Annotated in this window: 20 protein-coding genes; 8 read left to right on the forward strand and 12 right to left on the reverse strand. The window is 63.3% G+C overall.

Annotated features, from left to right (window positions below; translation table 11 throughout):
• Positions 1–39 precede the first annotated feature (39 nt).
• From CK227_RS08300 to CK227_RS08320, 5 genes are all read right to left on the reverse strand, one after another.
• Positions 40–1,074, reverse strand: coding sequence for an extracellular solute-binding protein (locus tag CK227_RS08300; RefSeq protein WP_095772683.1), 1,035 nt, complete (start codon positions 1,072–1,074; stop codon positions 40–42).
• A 23-nt stretch (positions 1,075–1,097) separates the two neighbouring features.
• Positions 1,098–1,898, reverse strand: coding sequence for an ABC transporter permease (locus CK227_RS08305; protein ID WP_095772682.1), 801 nt, complete (start codon positions 1,896–1,898; stop codon positions 1,098–1,100).
• Positions 1,891–2,811: an ABC transporter permease gene (locus CK227_RS08310; protein ID WP_095772681.1), complete on the reverse strand. Its 921-nt coding sequence runs from the start codon at positions 2,809–2,811 to the stop codon at positions 1,891–1,893. The genes CK227_RS08305 and CK227_RS08310 overlap by 8 nt, the downstream gene beginning before the upstream one ends.
• Positions 2,811–3,905, reverse strand: coding sequence for an ABC transporter ATP-binding protein (locus tag CK227_RS08315; RefSeq protein ID WP_095772680.1), 1,095 nt, complete (start codon positions 3,903–3,905; stop codon positions 2,811–2,813). The genes CK227_RS08310 and CK227_RS08315 overlap by 1 nt, the downstream gene beginning before the upstream one ends.
• 139 nt (positions 3,906–4,044) lie before the next feature.
• Entirely contained in the window at positions 4,045–5,724 is a 1,680-nt protein-coding gene (locus tag CK227_RS08320) for an amidohydrolase (RefSeq protein ID WP_095772679.1), read from the reverse strand.
• A 260-nt stretch (positions 5,725–5,984) separates the two neighbouring features.
• Between CK227_RS08320 and CK227_RS08325 the strand changes: the two genes are divergently transcribed.
• Positions 5,985–6,638 (forward strand): TetR/AcrR family transcriptional regulator, encoded by a 654-nt coding sequence (locus CK227_RS08325; protein ID WP_095772678.1) that lies wholly within the window; start codon positions 5,985–5,987, stop codon positions 6,636–6,638.
• A 23-nt stretch (positions 6,639–6,661) separates the two neighbouring features.
• Positions 6,662–7,693, forward strand: coding sequence for a histone deacetylase family protein (locus tag CK227_RS08330; RefSeq protein WP_095772677.1), 1,032 nt, complete (start codon positions 6,662–6,664; stop codon positions 7,691–7,693).
• A gap of 72 nt (positions 7,694–7,765) precedes the next feature.
• Here the strand turns inward: CK227_RS08330 and CK227_RS08335 are convergent, their stop codons facing one another.
• Positions 7,766–8,959: a TMEM43 family protein gene (locus CK227_RS08335; protein ID WP_179296418.1), complete on the reverse strand. Its 1,194-nt coding sequence runs from the start codon at positions 8,957–8,959 to the stop codon at positions 7,766–7,768.
• 504 nt (positions 8,960–9,463) lie between these two features.
• Between CK227_RS08335 and CK227_RS08340 the strand changes: the two genes are divergently transcribed.
• Complete coding sequence (locus CK227_RS08340; RefSeq protein ID WP_095772675.1) at positions 9,464–10,174, forward strand: helix-turn-helix transcriptional regulator; 711 nt, start codon at positions 9,464–9,466, stop codon at positions 10,172–10,174.
• Positions 10,171–10,941: a helix-turn-helix transcriptional regulator gene (locus tag CK227_RS08345; protein WP_095772674.1), complete on the forward strand. Its 771-nt coding sequence runs from the start codon at positions 10,171–10,173 to the stop codon at positions 10,939–10,941. The genes CK227_RS08340 and CK227_RS08345 overlap by 4 nt, the downstream gene beginning before the upstream one ends.
• A gap of 159 nt (positions 10,942–11,100) precedes the next feature.
• On the opposite strand, the gene CK227_RS08350 is transcribed toward CK227_RS08345, so the two are convergent.
• The 6 genes from CK227_RS08350 to motA are packed head-to-tail and all read right to left on the reverse strand — an operon-like array spanning position 11,101 to position 15,934.
• A complete protein-coding gene (locus CK227_RS08350) occupies positions 11,101–11,535 on the reverse strand; it encodes a hypothetical protein (RefSeq protein ID WP_095772673.1) in 435 nt (144 codons plus the stop codon).
• A complete protein-coding gene (gene flhB / locus CK227_RS08355) occupies positions 11,532–12,614 on the reverse strand; it encodes a flagellar biosynthesis protein FlhB (RefSeq protein ID WP_019860936.1) in 1,083 nt (360 codons plus the stop codon). Before flhB ends, CK227_RS08350 begins: the two co-directional genes overlap by 4 nt.
• A gap of 3 nt (positions 12,615–12,617) precedes the next feature.
• Positions 12,618–13,628, reverse strand: a complete 1,011-nt coding sequence (locus CK227_RS08360; protein ID WP_095772672.1) for a flagellar motor switch protein FliG — start codon at positions 13,626–13,628, stop codon at positions 12,618–12,620.
• 46 nt (positions 13,629–13,674) lie between these two features.
• On the reverse strand, positions 13,675–14,061 hold the full coding sequence (fliN, locus tag CK227_RS08365; RefSeq protein WP_019860938.1) for a flagellar motor switch protein FliN: 387 nt from the start codon (positions 14,059–14,061) through the stop codon (positions 13,675–13,677).
• 17 nt (positions 14,062–14,078) lie between these two features.
• The gene (locus CK227_RS08370) at positions 14,079–15,026 is read right to left on the reverse strand and encodes a FliM/FliN family flagellar motor switch protein (RefSeq protein WP_095772745.1); all 948 of its coding nucleotides are present in this window, start codon (positions 15,024–15,026) and stop codon (positions 14,079–14,081) included.
• 32 nt (positions 15,027–15,058) lie between these two features.
• Positions 15,059–15,934 carry a flagellar motor stator protein MotA gene (motA, locus tag CK227_RS08375; RefSeq protein WP_095772671.1) on the reverse strand — a complete coding sequence of 292 codons (876 nt, stop codon included), beginning with the start codon at positions 15,932–15,934 and terminating at the stop codon, positions 15,059–15,061.
• A 162-nt stretch (positions 15,935–16,096) separates the two neighbouring features.
• Between motA and CK227_RS08380 the strand changes: the two genes are divergently transcribed.
• From CK227_RS08380 to CK227_RS08395, 4 genes are read left to right on the forward strand one after another with little or no spacing between them, the layout of a single operon-like run.
• Positions 16,097–17,218, forward strand: a complete 1,122-nt coding sequence (locus tag CK227_RS08380) for a DUF1217 domain-containing protein (RefSeq protein ID WP_095772744.1) — start codon at positions 16,097–16,099, stop codon at positions 17,216–17,218.
• A 2-nt stretch (positions 17,219–17,220) separates the two neighbouring features.
• Complete coding sequence (gene flgF, locus CK227_RS08385; RefSeq protein WP_019860945.1) at positions 17,221–17,946, forward strand: flagellar basal-body rod protein FlgF; 726 nt, start codon at positions 17,221–17,223, stop codon at positions 17,944–17,946.
• 1 nt (position 17,947) lies between these two features.
• A complete protein-coding gene (fliI, locus tag CK227_RS08390) occupies positions 17,948–19,348 on the forward strand; it encodes a flagellar protein export ATPase FliI (RefSeq protein ID WP_095772670.1) in 1,401 nt (466 codons plus the stop codon).
• Positions 19,329–20,153, forward strand: a complete 825-nt coding sequence (locus CK227_RS08395; protein WP_095772669.1) for a hypothetical protein — start codon at positions 19,329–19,331, stop codon at positions 20,151–20,153. Before fliI ends, CK227_RS08395 begins: the two co-directional genes overlap by 20 nt.
• Positions 20,154–20,193: the final 40 nt, after the last annotated feature.

Genomic DNA, 20,193 nt, shown 5'->3' on the forward strand with positions numbered 1-20,193 from the left:
GACCCGGCGGTGTGTGCCGCCGGGTCTGGCATGCAGCGATTACTTCTGCAGTTCGGTCCAGATCTTGGTGTAGAGTTCCTGCGTTTCCGGCGCGCACATCTTCTGGAATTCGCCTTTCGGCTTGGCGTCGGCCGGAATGACGACTTCCGGCGCGTCCTTCATGTCGGCCGGCATGTATTTGTCCGAGCCGGTGATGGCGTTGGCGTAACGGTGGAAGGCCGAGAGGCCGGCCGCGTTTTCCGGATCCATGATGAAGTTCTGGAACAGCTTGGCGTTCTCGACGTTCTTGGCTTCCTTCAGGACGACGACATTGTCGCTCCACAGGCCAAAGCCTTCCTTCGGATAGTTGTAATGGATGGCCGCATTGGCCAGACGCTGGCGCAGCGCCGAGCCGTTCCAGTCGCTGGTTGCCTTGAAGTCGCCGGCACCCATCTTCTCGATGGTGTTGTACTCCATCGCGATCCAGTTCGGCTTGGCCGCTACCAGCAGGTCGCGCACCTTCTTCAGCACCGCCTTGTCGTCGGTGCATTGCTGGCCGCCGACATATTTGATCGCCGCGAAGATGACGTCGCCCATCTCGGGAACGACGTTGACCTTACCCTTCAGCTCGTCGGGCGTGTTGAAGACGATGCCCCACGTATCGGCCGGACCCTTGTAGGCATCGGTGTTGACGACGACCCCAATCGTGCCCCAGGCCCACGGCACGGAATATTTGCGGCCCGGATCGAATTCAGGATTGGCCCATTCCGGGGCGACGTTCTTGAAATTCTCCATCTTGCCCGGATCGGTCTCGAGCAGGAGCCCTTCCTTGATCCAGATCGGCACGTAGGTCTGCGACGGCACGGCGATGTCGAACCCGGTGCCGCCCTGCCGGACCTTGGCGAGCGCAGTGTCGTTGGAATCGTAGTCGGTGATGGTCACCTTGATCTTGTATTTGTCTTCGAATTTCTTGATCACGTCGGGGCTGGTGTAGTTGCCCCAATTGTAGATGTTGAGCACGCCCTCGGCGCGGGCCAGGCCCGTCGAAGCGAGCAGCGCCAACCCCATGGCGGTCGCCGTTGTCTTCCAGTTCATCGTTCTAACTCCCATTTTCAGGTTCAGTCTCGTTTCCTGCTGACGAAGAAAAACAACGTGACGATCGCGACCGAAAGCAGCAGGAAAGCGGTCGATATCGCGTTGATCTCGGGTGTGACGCCACGGCGGATCTGGCCGAGCATGTAAGTGGGCAGCGTGTCCTGGCCTCCCGATTTGACAAACTCGGTAATGACGACGTCATCGAGTGAGATGACGAAGGCCAGCATCAGGCCGGCCAGGATACCGGGCCACAAAAGCGGCAGCGTGATGCGGCGGAAGGTCTTCCACGGGGTCGCGTAGAGATCGGCCGCGGCGCGCTCGAGGGTCAGATCCATATTCTCCAGCCGCGCCCGGATCGGCAGATAGGCGAACGGGATGCAGAATGCCGTATGCGCGGCGATCAGGTAGCCGAGGCCGGAATAGCCGGTGAAGATCTTGATGCGCGAGAAGAAGATCAGCAGCGCCACGCCGGTGACGATCTCGGGCACCATCAGCGGCTGGTTGATTGCAGCATATTTGAAGGTGAGTCCGGGATAGGGGGCGGTGCGCGTGGTGGCGAGTGCCGCCATCGTGGCGAAGATGGTCGACAGCACCGCCGCGATGGCACCGATCTGGAACGAGCGCAGCGTTGCGTCGATGACCTGCGTGTTCTGGTACGCCGACTGGAACCATCGCAGCGAAAAGCCACCCCATTCGGATGTCGAGCTCGCCGCGTTGAAGGCGTAGAGGACCAGCACGATGATCGGCAAATAGAGCACGACGAAACAGGTCGCCGCGATCGTCGTGAAGCCCGGCTGGTGCTTGATGGAGAAGTTGCTAGCCATGACGCACCCCTGACTTGCCGGCGTTGCGCACATAGGCAAGCAACGCCAGCATGACGATGACCATCACCGTGATCGACAGCGCCGAGCCAAGCGGCCAGTTGCGGCCTTGTCCGAACTGCAATTCGATCAGGTTGGACAGCATCATGTTCTTGCCGCCGCCCAGCACGACCGGCGTCACATAGGCGCCGAGTGCCGGAATGAAGACCAGGATCGAGCCGGCAATGACGCCGGGTTTGACGAGCGGGAAAATGATCTTCCGCAGCACCTTGAAGCGCGTCGCGTAGAGATCATAGCCGGCCTCGACCAGGCGGAAATCGAGCTTCTCCATGCTGGCGTAGATCGGCAGCACCATCAGCGGCAGGTAGACATAGGCCATGCCGATCAGGATCGCGGTGTCGGTATAGAGGATCTGGATCGGCGCCGAGATGATGCCGAGCTTGAGCAGGATCGTGTTGATGATGCCTTCGTTGCGGATGATCTGCAGCACCGCGAAGGTGCGGATCAGGAGGTTGGTCCAGAACGGGATGGTGATCAGGAACAGCCAGAGGTCCCTGGTCTTCTCGCTGCGCGTCGCCATGAAATAGGCGGTCGGGAAACCGAGCGCCAAAGTGGCCAGCGTCGTCACAACCGCAAGCTTGATCGAGCGCCAGAAGATGGTGACATGCGCCGCCGCGAGCGAAAGCGTGTCGTCGAAAATGTCACGTTCCATGAACACCGATATCCAGGCGTCGGGCGAAAACTGCCATTTCACGTCGCCATAGGCGCCGGGCGTCAGGAACGAGTAGACGAGCACGATCAGCAGCGGGCCGGTCGCGGCCAGCAGGATGACCAGCAGCGCCGGCGCTGACAAAAGCCAGCGGTCACGGACATCACGCCGTTCCGCTGCCTTGGCGACTTCTTCCGCGGCGGCCATCAGTCCCTCAGCACTTGCGCGGCCTCGTTGCCGATCAGGATGCCGACCTTGTCGCCGCGCTCGAAACCGCAGCCTGCGCTGCGCGTGTTCTGCTGGCGCACGGTGAAGGCCTCGCCGCCGTCGAGCTGGACGTGGATATGCGTGTCGGTGCCGAAATAGACGATGTTTTCGACCGTGCCCGACAGGTCTCCCTTGTCCTTGGTCAGCTTGGCATGCTCGGGCCGCACCACCACGGTGGCGTTGTCCTTCGGCTGGAACCCTTCGGCGACGGTCGCCTCGATGGTCGTGCCGGATTTGAGCGTCGCGCGGGCCTTGCCGTTGCCGGTGCCCGATATGGCGGCGGTGAGGAAGTTGGTCTCGCCGATGAAGTCGGCGACGAAGCGTTCCGCCGGCTTGTCGTAGATATCCCAGGGCGAGCCGACCTGGAGGATCTTGCCCGACGACATCACCGCGATGCGGTCCGACATGGTCAACGCTTCTTCCTGGTCGTGGGTGACGAAGATGAAGGTGATGCCGGTCTCGTGCTGCAGCCGCTTCAACTCGATCTGCATCTCCTTGCGCAGCTTGTAGTCGAGTGCCGAGAGCGGTTCGTCGAGCAACAGCACTTTCGGCTGTGGCGCCAGCGCCCTGGCCAGCGCCACGCGCTGCTGCTGGCCACCGGAAATCTGGGCCGTGCGGCGACCGGCAAGCGTCTCCATCTTGACCAGTTTGAGCATTTCGGCGACGCGCGCCTTGATCTCGCCCTTGGGCTTGCCGAGCATCTCCAGGCCGAAGCCGATATTGTCGGCAACCGTCATGTGCGGGAACAGCGCGTAGGACTGGAAGACGGTGTTGACCGGCCGCTTGAAGGGCGGCAGCGGCGCGATGTCCTGGCCGTAGAGCAGGATTTCTCCGGCGGTTGGAAAGTCGAAGCCGGCGATCAGCCGCAAAAGGGTGGTCTTGCCGCAGCCGGACGGTCCCAGCAGCGTGAAGAACTCGTTCTCGCGAATGGATACCGACACCTTGTCGAGGGCAGCGACCTGCCCCTCACCCGATCCGAAAATTTTACTGACGTTTACTACTTCAATCGCATTTCGATCCGGTTTGTCCGGCACGATTACGCCTCACTGTTGACCCCGCTCTTGCTGGCGGAGCTGTTCCCCTGTTCGATGTGACCACACGCCCGGTAGGTTGGCAAGCCCGGCATTGAATCACAGTTCAGTCCGTCTTTAGCCAGCAAGCCTCATGCCATTGTCAGGCCTGATAGGTGATCTTGCCGCCGCAAATCGTCGTCACCGGGCGCAGCTTGTGCAGATCGGCCGGCGCCGTCTTCTCGATATCCGCCGACAGAACCACCAGGTCGGCCATATAGCCTGATTTCAGCGTGCCTTTGCGGTGTTCGGCGAATTCGGCATAGGCGCCCTCGACCGTGTAGGCGGCGATCGATTCCTGCAGCGAGAAACTCTGGTCCGGGTCGCTGTCTGCCCATGGTTTGCGCATCACTGCCGCCTGAATGCCCAGGATCGGGTCGATCGGCGACACCGGCCAATCCGAGGCGAAGACGACGTGCGCGCCGGCATTCTTCAGGGTCCGCCAGGCATAGCTCAGCGGCCAGCGGGCCGGGCCGATGCGCGACACGGTCGGTTCGAGCGGGAAATCCATGGCGCCGGGCGGATGCGGCGGCTGCATCGAGGCGATGGCGCCGAGTTCGGCGAAGCGCAGCACGTCCGATGCGGTGGTGACCTCGATGTGCTCGACGCGGTGACGGCTGTCGCGCTTGCCATTGGCCTTTTGCGCCGCCTCGTAGCCGTCGAGCACCGCACGCACCGCGCCATCACCGATCGAGTGCACCGCGATCTGCAGTCCACGCTTGTCGGCGGCGACGGCGAGATCGATGAACTGCTGCGGTGTGAACAGCGGCTCGCCCACCCAGTCCGGACGGTCGGCATAGGGCTCGATCATCACAGCCGTCCAGGAATCGAGCACGCCGTCATAGAACACCTTGACCATGCCCGATGACAGCCACTCGCTGTTGTAGCGCTCGGCCATGACGGATGCCTTGTCGAGCATGTCGAGCGTCATGAAATTCTTGTAGTGGAAGGGTATCTGCACACGGCAGGGCAAGCCTTCCTCGGCGTCGATCTCGGCCAGCAGTTCGAGCTGGTAGAGATTGCCATCCATGTTCTGGATGGAGGTGATACCGTGACGCGCGCACCAGGCGAGGCCGCGCCGCATGATGTCGCGGTCGGCGGCGCGTTCGGCGGCGGACGGCATCGGATCCGGCTCGCCGCCGGTCGCCAGCCCCAGCCGCACCCGGCCCTCGCCGGCAAGATCGAGCACCGGGCCGAAGGCCTCGCCCTCGCGCAATTCGCCGGCTGCCAGGCCATCCTCGCCCATGACGATTTCATTGCCTGGACCAAGCGCGCGGCCATGCAGGATGCCGGCCATCTCCAGCGCCTTGGTGTTGGCCCACATCGTGTGGTGATCGGGCGCGGCCATGCAGAACGGGCGATCGGGCAGGATCTGATCGAGATGGTGGCGCGTCACCCGCTCGTCGCCGAGCACGGTGTAGTCGACGCCCTGCCCGACCAGCATTTTCGCGTCGGGCTTGGTCGACGCATAGTCGCCGATCGCCTTTTTCAGCGCCTCGAAGCCATGGACCCCGCCAAGCTGAAGATGCGTGAGCTCGGCCCCTCCCGAGAACAGATGCATATGGGCTTCGATGAAACCGGGCAGGACCGAACCGCCCTTGGCGTCGATCACCTGTGTGCCTGTTCCCTTGAGTTCTTCGATGGCGGCGCGGCTGCCAACGGCGATGATGGCGCCGTCCTTGACGGCTACGGCCTCGGCTGCGGGATTGCCACCGTCCATGGTCAGCACACGACCATTGATGACGACCAGATCCGCATTGTGACCCGCACCCGTAACAGACATCGCGACTCCGCGCTTTTGATGACCGACTGAGACCGACAGCCCTGCGCTCAACGACCTGCCAACTCCACCGGAGCGGCGCCACGGAACAAAAAACGATGCCAGTCCGCTGCCTTCGAAATTCCCCTTGTTATCCCTAGGGACAGCGTGGATAAAGAATGCGACTGATTATTCGCGTTTGTCAACATGCGGAATTTAGAATGTATTGTGGACAGCACCCTGCGCCTGGCTTCAGACCAAGCGGGGAACGAGGGCATAGAGCAGTGAAGCGTAGTCTCGACCGCAAAATCAGGATAGCGCTCGAGCCGCGCAAGCAGCCTCGGCAGCAACGATCGAGCAAGGTGGTCGACCGCATTCTCGACGCGGCGCTGATCCTGACGCGGGAGCAAGGAACCAGGACGCCGACGACGCTCGCCATCGCGCAGCGCGCGGGCCTGTCGGTCGGTTCGGTCTATCAATACTTTCCCAACAAGGAAGCCATTCTTCTCGACCTCGCTCGGCGCTGGCTGTCCTCCTTTCCCGACGTGATCGAGAAGCGCATCAAGGCACCCCGGCCCGCCAACCGCGACGAATTCCGGCGCGAAGTGCGCAAGCTCTTCATCGACACGTCCAGTATCTATCTCGAAAACGCCACTCTGATGCCGGTGATCGAGGCCATTTCAGGCAACGCCGATCTCAGGCCCATCCAGGACGAATATGACGAGCAGATCATCGCGCTTTACGCCGCCTGGCTGCGGCATGTGAATCCTGCTCTCGAAGACAAGATCGCCAAACGGCTCGGGCTTGTGATGATGGAGGTCGGGCACGCCTGCCGGCTGGTCGGACTGAAGAGAGATCGCAGGACATACAACCTCATCGAGGACGATGTCGAAGCCATGTGGCTGGCTCTGGTGAGCCCCTATCTCAACCTTGACTGATTGCGCATTTCGAGAGGAATTTCATGAAGACTGTCTATTCGCCGCTTCATGCTGGCCATGCCGGCCAGATGGAACTGGTCACCTCGGCCATCGTGCCGGGTTTTGAAAAACCCTCGCGGGCCGAATTCATCAAGGCGAGGGTCGAAAGCGAGAAGCTCGGTCCGATCGTCCTGCCGCTCGAGCACGATCTTGCCGCCGCCAAGCGCATCCACAAATCGGACTATATCGACTTCCTGCCGACGGTCTGGCCGCAATGGGTGGCTTCCGGTCATGAGGGCACGGCCATGCCCTTCACCTGGCCGACACGCGGCCTGCGCGGCGACGTGCCGCCAAAGCGTGTCGATGCGCTGCTCGGCTACTATTCCTTCGATGCCGGCGCCACCTTCGTCGAAGGCACCTGGGCCGCGATCAAATCGTCCTATGACGTGGCGCTGACCGCGGCCGGCCTGGTCAAGGGCGGCGAGAGGTCGGCCTTCGCGCTCTGCCGTCCGCCAGGCCACCATGCCGGCGCCGGCTTCATGGGCGGCTATTGCTACATCAACAACGCCGCCGTCGCCGCGCAGTGGTTCCTCGACCAGGGCGCCAAACGCATCTCCATCCTCGATGTCGACTACCACCATGGCAACGGCACGCAGGAAATCTTCTATGACCGCGCCGACGTGCAGGTCCTCAACCTGCATGGCGATCCGATGGTCGAGTATCCCTTCTTCCTCGGCCATGCCGATGAACGCGGCGCCGGCGCCGGCGAAGGCTTCAACGTCAACTACCCCATGCCGTTCGGCACCGGCTGGGACGCCTGGAACGCCTCGCTTGAGGATGCCTGCGCCAGGCTCACCGCCTACGCGCCCGACATCGTCATCGTCTCGCTCGGCGTCGACACTTTCGAGAAGGATCCGATCAGCCAGTTCAAGCTGACAAGCCCCGACTATCCCAAGATCGGTCGCCGCATCGCCAGGCTCGGCCTGCCGACCCTGTTCGTCATGGAAGGCGGCTATGCCGTCGAGGAGATCGGCATCAACGCCGTCGGCGTGCTGACCGGTTTCGAGGACCGCTAAGCCCGCCCACAAACCCGGAGCGGACAACGCAGGTAGGAAGAAAAAGGGCGGCATATCAGCCTTTTTTGCAAGCTACGTTGCGGCGCCGGCGCTCGGCGCGGCCATCGGTGCGGCTGCCTTGCGTGAGCGGCCCAGATAATAGACGGCCGCCGCCGCGATGGCGCCGGCTGCCAGTATGCCTGCCGCCAGAACCGGCCGATACCAGAACCACGCAATCGCGATCGTCGTCGTGCCGGCCAGGATCGCCAGGAAGAAGGCGATGATGCCGGTTCCCATCCGCGCCATGCTGCCGAGGAACGGGATGACGTCGAGGATCACGCCGATCGGGCCGAGGAACAGGGCAAAGCCGATGGTCAGCAGCAGAAGGCCGGCGGCGCGCAGCAGCCAGGTGATCAGCGTGTTGGCGCTCACCGCCTCGGCGAACATCTTGTCGGCCGGCACATTGCCGGTATCGACCATCAGCAGCGTGTCGCCCGCTTGCGTCTGGTACGGTTCCAAGCGGCTGCCGGCCTGCCGCGCCACAATGCTGACCACGCCGAGCGGCGCAAGTTCGTAGCCGATGCGGTAATCGCCCAATGCGGGCGTCGTGTTGTCGCTGCCGAGATAGATCTTGCCATCGACGATGCTGAGCGGCTTCGTGCCGGTATAGGCGGCCTTTATCGCGCCCGACTGATTGGCCGACAGTGAATACGCCTTGTCGCCGTCGATGCGATCCAGCACCGGCGTGTCAAGATCGAAGGCGACGAGCTTGCCTTCAGGGATCTGGAAGGCGCGGCTGTGGATCGCCATCGGTGGATTCTGATGGCCGTCCGGCTTCCTGAAGTCCGACGAATCGATCTGGCCGTCGTCCCACACTTTCGAATAGCTGTAGGTGGTCTCTGTCTCCTCGCCGCCGCCAAGCTTCTTGGTGGTTTCGGATCTGGACTCTTCCTTCCACTGGTACATCTCGACGCTGCGCGACAGCCGCAGTCCTTGCGCGGCGATGCCGAAATCCGGATCCGACAGGCCGCTATCGGCCGTCACCGGCCCGCTGACATGCACCAGCCTGCCGTCATTGCCGGCGTCGACGCTGTCGGCGTTGATCGACGCCACGGCGCCGGCGCCTTCGGCCAGTGAGCGCGCCGTCTGCACCGCGCGGCCCTCGTTCCAGAACAGCCCGATCACCATCAGCACGATCAAGAGCAGGCCGAAGATGACCCCGCCGACCGCGCGCTTGATCCGCCCGAACCACGAGACGGAAGTAACTTCCCGAAATGAATCGCTCATCGTTTCCCCCGAAACAAAAAATGCCAGGAGCCCGCATGGCACTGCCGCGAACGACCGCGGCCGTAATGCAGCTACGAACTCCCTTGCCGAAGGTGCCCACCCCTTCGACACTTGCGAATCTATCGCATCGGGCCGAGCGCGGATATGGCCCGCTTGCGCAGTCCCGGCATTTTCGCACGCTCGAAGGCGGCGAAAATCGACCTCTGAGTCGCACGCGAGTCCGTCGGATTCGATTTTGTCAAATCGCGTTTGATGTCGGATTCATCTGCGGGTAGATTAGACCCGAATCAGCCGGTCCTCGGGGGGCGCGGCGACCACCCAAAGTCTCACGTTCCGGAATTTTCCGGCGCCAGACGCGGATGTTTTCGCGTTCCCTGATGGATTCCGTCTGGTTGGGCGCGACCCCGCGCCTCGTGTGTGTCTCGTAAAAGTAACGCGTTTTCGGGTTCGGCGGCTGGCCTCCAGCATCCGGACGGCAGAAACGATTCCGGCCAAAAGCAGCAAATGAGCAGTTCCGCCGCGCTTCTTCAATCCGACACATTGGGCTCGCGCCTGACGTCGCGCGGCGATCTGACCAGCTTCTTCATGGAGCTGACCGCCGAGATCGGCGCCGACAGCTACATGCTGGTCGCCATCGTCCACGACCAGGACCGCAATGACGCGCGCATTGTCTCCTCGAACTGGATCTTCGACGCCATCGAGCTGATCGGCAAGCGGCTGATCGCCAGCCTTGCCCAAGGGGCCCTCACGGTCGCGCCCGGCATCCGGCCTAGACCACTGGTGGCCGCGCAGGCGCCCGATGCCGACGGGCTGGTCTCCGGCGAAGAGGCCCGCCTGCTCGACGTGCTCGGCCATGCCGAGATCTATTCGCTGCGGCTGAATGTCGGCCGCCAGCGTCTGTTCGCCCTGTTCTCGGCGGCGACAGCAGGCCATATCGACCAGCCGGCGCTGATGAAGGCGCAGTTGAAATGCTGCTACGCTCTCTCGCATATCCCGCAGCTGATCGCCGCCGCCGCCATGCAGGATCCGCTGTCCGATCGCGAGCGCGAATGCCTGTTCTGGGTCTCGGAAGGCAAGACCACCGATGAGGTGGCGGTCATCCTTGGCGTCTCCTCCAACACCGTCAACAGCTACATCACCCACGCCATCCAGAAATTCGCGGCCAGCAACCGCGCGATGGCCATCGCCACGGCGATCAGGAGTGGCATCATTTGAAACACGCCGACATCAAGGACGCCGCGGAGGCCCTTTTCAACGAGCAGCGCAGCCCCTTCGGTGCCTTCTCGCTCAGCTCCGAGACACATCACGCCGTCACCATTCCCGATGCTGTGCGCCGCTGTCGCTGGGTATCGGTCGACATCAACGCCTCGGCCTTCGGCCTGTACTTCGTCAGCCCGTCGCCGGAACGGGCGCGGCTGGTGCCGTGCTTCGATTCCGACTATCCCGGCCTGGCCGTGGCGACGAAGTTCATCTCGGGCGCCAATGGCGAGGAGATCGTGCGCCACACCCACAACTCGACGGAGCCACGCTGGTGGACGGATGACGGCGTCGCGGCCATGGCCGAAATGTTCGGCAACCTTGCCTGGACCGCGCAGATATCCCCCCTGGCGCCCGGCACCAGCGGCATTGCCTTTCCCGTCCACGCCGATCGCGGTCAGTGCGGCCTTGTCGTCTTCCTGGGATCGGAGATCGCGCTGCCGCAGGATATGCTCTACGAAATCCACGCCCGCTGCTTTTCCCTGTTCGCCGCTGTCGCGCGCATCCGTCCGAGCGATGCCGGCAGGATGCGAGCCATCTCCAAGCGCGAACTCGAATGCCTGAAGCTGACCGCCAACGGCAACACCAGCGAGGAGATCGCGCGGCTCCTGAAGCTGTCGGTGCATACCGCCAACCAGTACCTGACCCAGTCGACGCAGAAGCTCAACGCCGTCAACCGCAACCAGGCGGTCGCCAAGGCGCTGCGGTTGGGCCTGATCGAGTAACCAAACGATGAGCCGCTTAGGTTTGTTGAGATTCAGGTCAGGCCGAGTCGAAAATGGTTGATACCGAGAACCGGAGCGGAGCGTACTTTTCGTACGTGAGCACCGGAAGCGCAGGTGTCAGCCATTTGCAGGCCGGCCTCACCTGAATATCAACGGACCTCAGAACGCCATAGGCTCGACCTTGCGGATCCGGGCCTGTTCGATCACCGCCTCCAGCAGCGCCGTATTGTGCTCGGGGTCCTCGCCGGGCTTTTCGAACGACACATAATTGACCACGACCGAATTGCCGGCCTCGCTCAGCGTCAGCTGGAAATAGACGGTCACACCGGGTGGCCTGAGCTCCAGGTCGAGCACGATGCGCGGACTGCCGCTCCAGTCGACATGCGCCTCGCCGCCATGACCGAGTTTGAGCGTGCCCGGCATGAAGAACAGCTCCACCGCTGAATCGACCAGATCCGAAAGGCAGGCGAAATGCTCCAGCCGGATGAAGGCGATGTAGTCGGCGACATCGATCAATCTCAGTTCGCCGACCACCTGCTCGATGGCGCTGGCGACGATGATCTCGCGGGATTTTGCGTGTGGTTGGCGGTTCATGAAATCTGTCTGCGCTCAGCCTTTTTCGAGTACACGATCCGCACCAGTTCGGCGACGGCCTGGTAGAATTGCGACGGGATCACATTATCGACCGAAACTTGCTTGTACATGGAGCGGGCGAGCGTCACGTCCTCGAAGATCGGAATGTTGTGCTCCTTCGCGATCTCGCGGATTTTCAACGCCACCAGATCCTGCCCCTTGGCCACCACGAGCGGCGCCGAATCCTCGTCGCGCACATATTTCAACGCGATCGAGAAGTGGGTCGGGTTGGCGATGATCAGCGTCGCGCGCGGCACCGCCGTCATCATCCGCTTGCGCGCGCGGTCGCGTGCCAGCGAGCGCAGCCGCGACTTGACGATCGGGTCGCCTTCGGACTGCTTGAACTCGTCCTTCACCTCCTGCTTGGTCATGCGCAGGTCCTGCTTCCAATGGAAGCGAGACCAGACGATGTCGATCGCCGCGATCAGCCCCATGACGAAGACGATCGCCACCAATATGTCGACCGCGATGCCGCGGATGACGAGGCCGAAAGCAACCGGATTGGTGATCATGCCGGCAAGCAGCTTGCGATGATCCTCCGACAGCGTGAAGGTGAGCACGGCAATGGCGAAGCCGACCTTTGCCAGGGATTTCAGGAACTCGACCCAGCCCTGGGCACCGAACATCCGGTTCCAGCCCTTGGTGATCGAAATGCGCGACAGCTGCGGCCTGATCCGCTCGCCGACGAATTGCGGCATGTTCTGGAGCACCGAGGCGCCGATGCCGGCGACGGTTAAAAGCACCAGCAGGCTGACGACCGCGCGGCCAACTTCCAGCATGACGATCTTGTAGAGATCGATGACATCGGTCTCGGTGTTCATCGGCCAGGCCTCGGGCTTCTCGAGGAACATCGACAGGAACATGCCGAGGTTGATGACGGCGTCCTTGGCATAGAAGACGGTGAACACCAGTATGGCGACGAAGGAGGCGAGGATCGCGGTTTCCCTGGAATGGGGCAGCTTGCCCTGTTCGATGGTGTCGCGGACTTTCTTTTCCGTCGCCTCTTCGGTTTTTGAGTCCTTGTCGGCAGCGTCGGACATGCCTTAGGCGGCGTTCTGCGTCGCGGGAAGTTCGAATGCGCCCTCGCGCGACAGCCGGATCGTCGTCGTCACGATGGTCTTGCGCGCCGCCAGTATGTCGGCGGCCGGAACCCCCTCCGACCCCTGTCCAAGTTCGGCTTCGATCATGCGCCGCGACCGCGCGCCGATTGCCGAGAGCACCGCTTCGGCGAGTGCCGCCGATGTGCCGCGCAGCGCCAGCGTGACAAGCTCGGTCGACAGTCCGTCGAACAGAAGGACGCGCGCCTTCTGGGTGAGCAGCGGCAGGTCGTCGAAGGCAAAAAGCCTAGCCCGCACACCGTCGAGGTCGGGCGTGCCGGCGGCTTCCAGGTCCTGCATGACCTCCTCGAGCAGCGGCTTGTCCAGCTCGTTGAGCACGCTGGCGACGCGCGCCTGCCCGGCCGAAGTGTCCTTGGTCGAGGTTTCCGAAAGCACGCTGGTGCGCAACCGGTTCTCGACGATCCTGGTGGCCGCGGCCGGAACATTGGCCATCGTCACCATGCGCTTGATGATTTCGCCACGCATCTCCTTCGTCAGCGTCAAAAGCACGCTCGCCGCCGCCTGCGGCGCAAGCTTCGACAGCACCATGGCCGCCGTCTGCGGATGTTCGCCGGCCAGGAAGGTGCCCAGACGCGAAGGTTCGAGTTTTTCGAGGTCGGGCCAGATCGGTGGCGGCCCTTCCGGCGCCGCCTCCGGCTTCTTGTTGCCCATGATGGCGTTCATTTCTTCAGGCGACAGCGATTCGTTGAGGATGGTATCCATCCTGTCGGCGGAATCGAGCAGGCCGGCACCCTCGGTGAACTCGGCCTCGAACTCGGCGACGATGCGCTCGAGATCGCTCTGCGGAATGGTCCTGAGCAGCCGGGCGCCGTCGATCAGCGCCTTCAGCTCTTCCTGCTTGAAGAATTTCAACAGGCGGCTGGCGGACGGCTTGCCCATCGCCACCAATATGGCGGCCGCCTTCTGCGCGCGCGTCAGGGTCGTCAGCGGCGTCATGCTGCCTCTCGCCTCCGCTGCAACCGGCAAGCCCCACCAGCCATGTCTAGGCGCCCTTCGTGCCGGCGATGATTTCGGTCAGCCTGATGCCGAAGCGCGAGGGATCGCTTTCGAGCACCGTGATCTCGCCGCGGGCGATCTTGCGGCCATTGACCACGACGTCGACCGGCTCGCCAATGCGGCGGTTGAGTGCAACCGTGGAGCCCTTCTGCAGCGCCATCAGGTCGGCCACCGCCATCTCGGTGCTTCCCAGGATGATCTGGACATCGACGGGGATGTTCATGATGACGTTCGAATTGGCGCCCGCGGCGGCCCTGAAAGCCGCATCTGGGCGTTGCTCCTCTTCATGCAGGACCCCACGCAATTCTTCGATGGCGCGGTCGAGCTGCTCGTCCGGCTGGTCGAGTTCTGCTTCCACTTTGGTCTTGGCCATGAATCGTCTCCAAAAGCTCAGGCGCGCCCGGCACCAGCCGGCATGAGCCCATCGATGAAATCCTGCCCGGCATCGAAGGGATGCTTGATTCGGACGGTGTAATTCTGCCCCAGTTTGCCGAACTCGCATACGAACAGCGTCTGGCCGCGCGCGCTGAGGCGAGCCCGTGACTGCGCCGTTTCGTCGAAGTCGATGACCTGGCCCACTTGGAGATTGGCAAGGTCGCCAAGCGTCAGCCGCGTCAGCGGCATGGTGGCTTCGAGCGCCACCGTCGAGCGCATCACCTCTTCCGAAAAGCGTGCGCGCCAACTGGTGCCATGATCGTCCTCGCCGATGCCGGTGGTGCCGTCGCGGCCGGCAAGGACGACACGCTGCGGCATCGTCACCGTGATGGAGCCGCTGTCGACCGGCGTCGAGATGCCAAGGACGATGCGGATGGCGGCACCGTCGCGCAGCACATGCCGTTTCGCCTCGGTACCCGACATCGCCCGCGGCACGGGCAGCCGTAGGTCGAGCGAGCGCCGCCCGGATCCGTTCAGCGCCTGCGCCACCTCCTGGAACACCATGGTCGAGACATCGGCCTCGATCGGCGACAGGTCGCGCTCGATCGGCGACGCCGGCATATCCGGATCGCCGCCAAACAGCGTCGAGACCATGATCGCGATCGCAGCAGTGTCGATGACGAGCGTCATCGCATCCGAGGATGCAGGCGAACCAACAACTGTCATGGCGAAATTGTCGCCGGCGCGCGAACGCGCCTCGGGGACGCGGCTGACCTCGACGGACTTGAGGTCGACGATGACGGGAACGCCGAGTTCGCCCGAAAGGCCCTTCTGCAGCAGCGGCACGGCGCGTTCGGCCATGGCGCGGCCGGCATCGATGACCTGATCGGCCTCGCCGCTGTCGCCGACCAGGCGCTCGATGATCAGCGAGCGCGCTTGCGCGGGGCTGCCTGGGCTGGTCATGACCGTGTCGGCACCGATCTGTCGTGCATCGCTCAAGCGGCCTTCTTCTCGGCGCTGCCGGTGTTCATCGTGCTCTGCTCGACGGCGTCGATGGTCGGCCGCTCATAGGACGAGATGGTCTTGCGGCCGAATTCGATCGCCACCTGCGGCAGCGCGCCGTTCATGTAGGCGAGCAGCGTCTGCTTGACGATGATGTAGAGGCGGTTCTTCTTCTCGCGCACCGTCTTGATCTTGGTGGCGACAGGCCCGACCACGGCGTAGGACAGGAAGATGCCGAGGAAGGTGCCGACAAGCGCCGCGCCGATCAGGCCGCCGAGGATTTCCGGCGACTGGTCGAGTGCGCCCATCGCCTTGACCACGCCAAGCACGGCGGCGACGATGCCCAGCGCCGGCAGGCCGTCGCCGACCGCGACCATCGCGTGATAGGCCTTCATCTTGTCGGACTTGATGGTCTGGATCTCCTCGTCCATCAGCGCCTCGATCTCGTGCGAGCGGGCATTGCCGATGATGATGATGCGGCAGTAGTCGCAGATGAAATTCATCAGATCGTGATTCTTGAGCACCGTCGGAAAGGCCTGGAAGATGGCTGATTCTTCCGGATTGTCGATATGCGCCTCGACCTCGCTGCGCGACTTCGAGCGCAATTCGCGCATCAGGCTGTGCAGCACGCCGAGCGTTTCCAGGTAATCCTGTTCCTTCGGCACCGCCTGCTTGAAGGCCTCGATAATGCCCCTGCCGGTATCCTTGACCGTCTTCATCGGGTTGGCGACCAGGAAAGTGCCCAGTGCTGCGCCACAGATGACCACGGCTTCCCATGGCTGGACCAGCACGTGCAGATGCCCGCCCATGGCCATGAAGCCGCCAAGGACGCAGCCGAGCGTCACCACAAGTCCAATCAGAATGCCCACGACAGGTCCTTCCGCATTTCACGACAGATCCAAGGGATAGTCCCCGTGCCTTGTGTGAGGCTTGAATCCGGGCCGCCACGGAACCGAATGTTGGGCGATTCAGTTTCGCGCAAGGAAGTGAGGTTACTGTCGCGACACTAAGCTTCGGCCGGAGGCATGACGTTGCTCAATACCTTTACCAGCTACCAGTTGATCACCAGGGACATCAACAAGTCGATCGACCGCATCGAGCAGCAGCCGACTGTCGATCGCGATACCAAATATTACCTGGCCAACATAACCAAGGTGAAATCGATCGACGATTTCGTCAAAAATGACCGGCTGTTCAAATATGCCATGAAGGCCTACGGGCTGGAGGACATGGACTACGCCAAGGCCTTCATGGTCAAGGCGCTCAAGGAAGGCGTCACCGACCCTAACAGTTTCGCCAACAAGTTGACCGACAAGCGCTACGCCCAGTTCGTCAGCGCCTTCAACTTCGCCGCCAATGGCGCCAACGCCACCATCTACAACAAGGCGCAGCAGCTGGTGACGAAGAATTACGCCACGCAGGCGACGATCGCCGGCCTTGATCCGAATTCGGACTATGTGAAGGGCGAGACGACCTACTACCTCGCCAACATCACCAAGGTGAAATCGGTCGACGACCTGATGTCGAACAGCCGGCTCTACACCTACGCGCTGGCCGCGTTCGGTCTCGATTCGGCGACGGAGAATAAGGACCTCATCAAACAGGTTCTGCAGGGTGGCGTGCGCGACCCCAACAGCGTCGCCAACAAGCAGACGAACCCGGCCTACGCGGCATTGGCCTCGGCCTTCAACTTCGAGCAGTACGGCGAAGCCGCAACCACCATCAATCCGGCGCAGCAGCCGACTGTCGACAAGTATATGCGCCAGACGCTGGAGGAGGATGCCGGCAAGACCAATGAGGGCGTGCGGCTGGCGCTTTACTTCCAGCGCAAGGCGCCCGACATCACCAGCTGGTACGACGTGCTGGCCGATACGGCCCTTGCCAGTGTCGTGCGCACCGCGCTCGGGCTCCCCGATTCCTTCGCCACCGCCGACATCGACAAGCAGGCGCAGCTCTTCGAACAGAAGCTCGACATCTCGGATTTCACCGACCCCGTGAAACTCGGCAAGTTCCTGACCCGCTTCACCAGCATGTACGAGATCAACAATCCGACCTCGACGGCCGTGACGTCAGTCAGCGTGCTCTTTGCCCAGCCGGTCACGGCGGGCATCTCCACCGACCTGATGATGGCCATGCAGAAGTTGAAGTTCTGATCATGCAGGACAGTCTCTACGTCGCCCTATCCGCGCAGATGGCGCTCGAACGCCGGCTCGACACCATCGCCGACAATGTCGCCAACGCCAACACCGTCGGCTTTCGCGCCACCGGCGTGAAATTCGAGGACATGGTGTCGGGCACCGGGCAGAAATCGGTGTCCTTCGCCTCGTCGGGCAAGACCTATCTTTCGGGCGCCCACGGTTCCCTGACCGAGACCGGCAATCCGTTCGATTTCGCCATCCAGGGTGACGCCTGGTTCGCCATCGACACACCGGCCGGCACCGTCATGACGCGCGACGGCCGCTTCTCGATGAACGAGAATGGCGAACTCATGTCGATCGAAGGCCATCCGGTGCTCGACGCCGGCGGCGCGCCGATCCAGCTCGACCCCCGCAACGGTCCGCCCAAGGCCGGCGCCGACGGCTCGCTGCGCCAGAACGACCAGCTTGTCGGCTCGATCGGCCTTTACAATTTCGACCCGGGCGAGAATTTCGTGCGCTACGGCAATTCCGGCATCGTGCCGGCGCGCACCCCCGAGCCGGTCACCGACCGCTCCGATGTCGGTATCGCGCAGGGTTTCGTCGAAGAATCCAACGTCAATCCGGTGCTGGAGATGACCCGCCTGATCATGGTCCAGCGCGCCTTCGAGAACACCGCCGCGCTGATGCGTCAAACGGATTCTTCCACCGACGAGGCGATCAAGACGCTCGGCTCGAAGTCGTAGCATGTCGCTCGACCGGTCCTCCATCCGTGCACCCGAAAGGCAGCTCCCACCGGCGCCCGAAGATCGGCTCGCCGCACTGGAACGGGTAATTCGGCGTTTCAGCAACACCGACGGGCTGGTCAAGCGTGGCGGTCTCGTCACCGAAGTCACGTCCACGCACTACAAGGTGCGCGGCCTTTCCGATTTCGCCAGGCTGGGCGACATCGTCGAGCAGCGCGGCCAGTCCGGCGCGCGCCGCGGCGAGATCGTCAAGATCAGCCGCGACGAAGTCGTCGTCGCCCCCTTCGAACGCAGCGCCGATGCCGGTATCGGCGATGCGGTGTTCCGCAGGGGTCCACTCGCGGTGGCGCCGCATGATTCATGGCGCGGCCGCACCATCGACGCGCTCACCCGGGCGATCGATGGCGGTGCGCCGCTGATCAGGGGCGAAGACCTGTCGGGCGGCGCCACGACGCCAGGCGCCATGGCGCGGCAGCGCGTCGGTACCGCCTTCATGACCGGCGTCAAGGTCATCGACATCTTCACGCCGCTGTGCTTCGGTCAGCGCATGGGCGTCTTTGCGGGTTCGGGCGTCGGCAAGTCGACGCTGCTCGCCATGCTCGCCGGCGCCGACGCGTTCGACACCGTCGTCGTTGCGCTGATCGGCGAACGCGGCCGCGAGGTCCGCGAATTCCTCGAGGACACAATCGGCGACAGCATGGCCAAGACCGTGGCCGTCGTCGCCACCAGCGACGAGAGCGCCATGATGCGCCGGCGCGCGCCCGACACCGCCATGCGGGTCGCCGAGCACTTTCGCGACCAGGGCCACCGCGTGCTGTTGGTGCTGGATTCGATCACCCGCTTCGCCCATGCCTTGCGTGAGGTGGCGACGGGAACCGGCGAGCCGCCGGTCGCCCGCGGTTATCCCGCCTCGGTATTCACCGAACTTCCCAAATTGCTCGAGCGCGCCGGACCGGGGGCCGAAGGCAAGGGGTCGATTACCGCCATCATTTCCGTGCTGGTCGACGGCGACGACCACAATGATCCGGTCGCCGATTCCGTGCGCGGCATCCTCGACGGCCATGTCGTGCTCGACCGCGCGATCGCCGAACAGGGTCGCTATCCGCCGGTCAATCCCCTGTCATCCATATCGCGCCTGGCCGGCAAGGCCTGGAGCGTCGAACAGCGCGCTTTGGTGACGCGGCTGAAGTCGATGATCGCCCGCTTCGAGGACACGCGCGACATCCGCCTGCTCGGCGCCTATCAGGGTGGCGCCGACGCCGAGCTCGACATCGCCGTGCGCCAGGTGCCGCTAATCTACGAGGCGCTGACGCAATCGCCCAGGGACCGCCCGTCAGCCGATCCGTTCTCCGATCTCGCCCGCCATCTCAAGGGAAAGCTGAATGCCGAATCAGGAGACTGAACGCCAATACACCGAGCGCATCCTGAATGAGATGATCGCCGCGGCGAACGCCGCCGAGGAGGCTCGAGCCGAGGAGGAGAGGAGGGCCAAGGCAAAGGCCGCCAGCGCCATCGCAGCCAAGACCGCGGCTGTTCTGGCCAGAGCCGTCAAGCCGGTCCTGCCCCGATCCGAACCTGTCGCTCGGGCTGCCGCGCCCGTGGTTCCCCGCGTCGAGGCCGCCGAGATCACGCAGGCAAGCCGCGAATCGCTGATCGATGGCCTGTTTCCCGTCACCGAATGGCCGCAACCGCCAAAGGCGCAATTTCCAAAATTGAGCAAGAAGGCGGACCGGCGCAGCGACTTCGTCATCGCCGCGCTCGGCGTCACGCTCGGCCTGATCTGCGCCCTGTTTCCCTGGTATATCTTCTTCAACCAGGAGCAGTTCGGCGTTCAGGCGATCAAGTTTGGCGGCACCGGCACCAATTCGGGACGCGAGGGTGGCGGCGTGGTGACCTCGCGCAGCGCGCCGCTGACGGCCAAGGACCTTCCCAACACCAGCATCGACCTGCTCGCCACCGGGACGGTGCAGGATGACGCCACCCCGGCGCAGCCGCCCGGCGACCAGCCCTTCCCGGCCGATGTCGCGAAATTCCGCATGGTCCATGTCGCCAACGGCCGTGCCATGATCGAGGACGACACCGGCCTGTGGATCGTCCAGCGCGGCTCGATACTGCCGGACTCGAGCACCGTGTCGTCGATCGAGCAGCGCAACGGCAAATGGGTCATGCTGACCAGCACCAACCAGCTGATCCAGCTTTCCAGGTAGCGGCTGCCCGCAAGGTCCGCGCAAGACTGGCGGCCTAGTC

The sequence above is a fragment of the Mesorhizobium sp. WSM4308 genome, from assembly GCF_002294905.1.
In the GTDB taxonomy this organism is placed as follows: Bacteria; Pseudomonadota; Alphaproteobacteria; order Rhizobiales; family Rhizobiaceae; genus Mesorhizobium.

Excerpts from the sequence above, each read along its gene's own strand:
- CK227_RS08370 (WP_095772745.1), bottom strand. The coding sequence starts at position 15,026 with ATGACCAGCCCAGGCAGCCCCGCGCAAGCGCGCTCGCTGATCATCGAG.
- CK227_RS08320 (WP_095772679.1), bottom strand. The coding sequence starts at position 5,724 with ATGTCTGTTACGGGTGCGGGTCACAATGCGGATCTGGTCGTCATCAAT.
- CK227_RS08350 (WP_095772673.1), bottom strand. The coding sequence starts at position 11,535 with ATGAACCGCCAACCACACGCAAAATCCCGCGAGATCATCGTCGCCAGC.
- CK227_RS08330 (WP_095772677.1), top strand. The coding sequence starts at position 6,662 with ATGAAGACTGTCTATTCGCCGCTTCATGCTGGCCATGCCGGCCAGATG.
- CK227_RS08395 (WP_095772669.1), top strand. The coding sequence starts at position 19,329 with ATGCCGAATCAGGAGACTGAACGCCAATACACCGAGCGCATCCTGAAT.
- CK227_RS08300 (WP_095772683.1), bottom strand. The coding sequence starts at position 1,074 with ATGAACTGGAAGACAACGGCGACCGCCATGGGGTTGGCGCTGCTCGCT.
- fliI (WP_095772670.1), top strand. The coding sequence starts at position 17,948 with ATGTCGCTCGACCGGTCCTCCATCCGTGCACCCGAAAGGCAGCTCCCA.
- flgF (WP_019860945.1), top strand. The coding sequence starts at position 17,221 with ATGCAGGACAGTCTCTACGTCGCCCTATCCGCGCAGATGGCGCTCGAA.
- fliN (WP_019860938.1), bottom strand. The coding sequence starts at position 14,061 with ATGGCCAAGACCAAAGTGGAAGCAGAACTCGACCAGCCGGACGAGCAG.
- CK227_RS08360 (WP_095772672.1), bottom strand. The coding sequence starts at position 13,628 with ATGACGCCGCTGACGACCCTGACGCGCGCGCAGAAGGCGGCCGCCATA.
- CK227_RS08305 (WP_095772682.1), bottom strand. The coding sequence starts at position 1,898 with ATGGCTAGCAACTTCTCCATCAAGCACCAGCCGGGCTTCACGACGATC.
- flhB (WP_019860936.1), bottom strand. The coding sequence starts at position 12,614 with ATGTCCGACGCTGCCGACAAGGACTCAAAAACCGAAGAGGCGACGGAA.
- CK227_RS08335 (WP_179296418.1), bottom strand. The coding sequence starts at position 8,959 with ATGAGCGATTCATTTCGGGAAGTTACTTCCGTCTCGTGGTTCGGGCGG.
- CK227_RS08310 (WP_095772681.1), bottom strand. The coding sequence starts at position 2,811 with ATGGCCGCCGCGGAAGAAGTCGCCAAGGCAGCGGAACGGCGTGATGTC.
- CK227_RS08340 (WP_095772675.1), top strand. The coding sequence starts at position 9,464 with ATGAGCAGTTCCGCCGCGCTTCTTCAATCCGACACATTGGGCTCGCGC.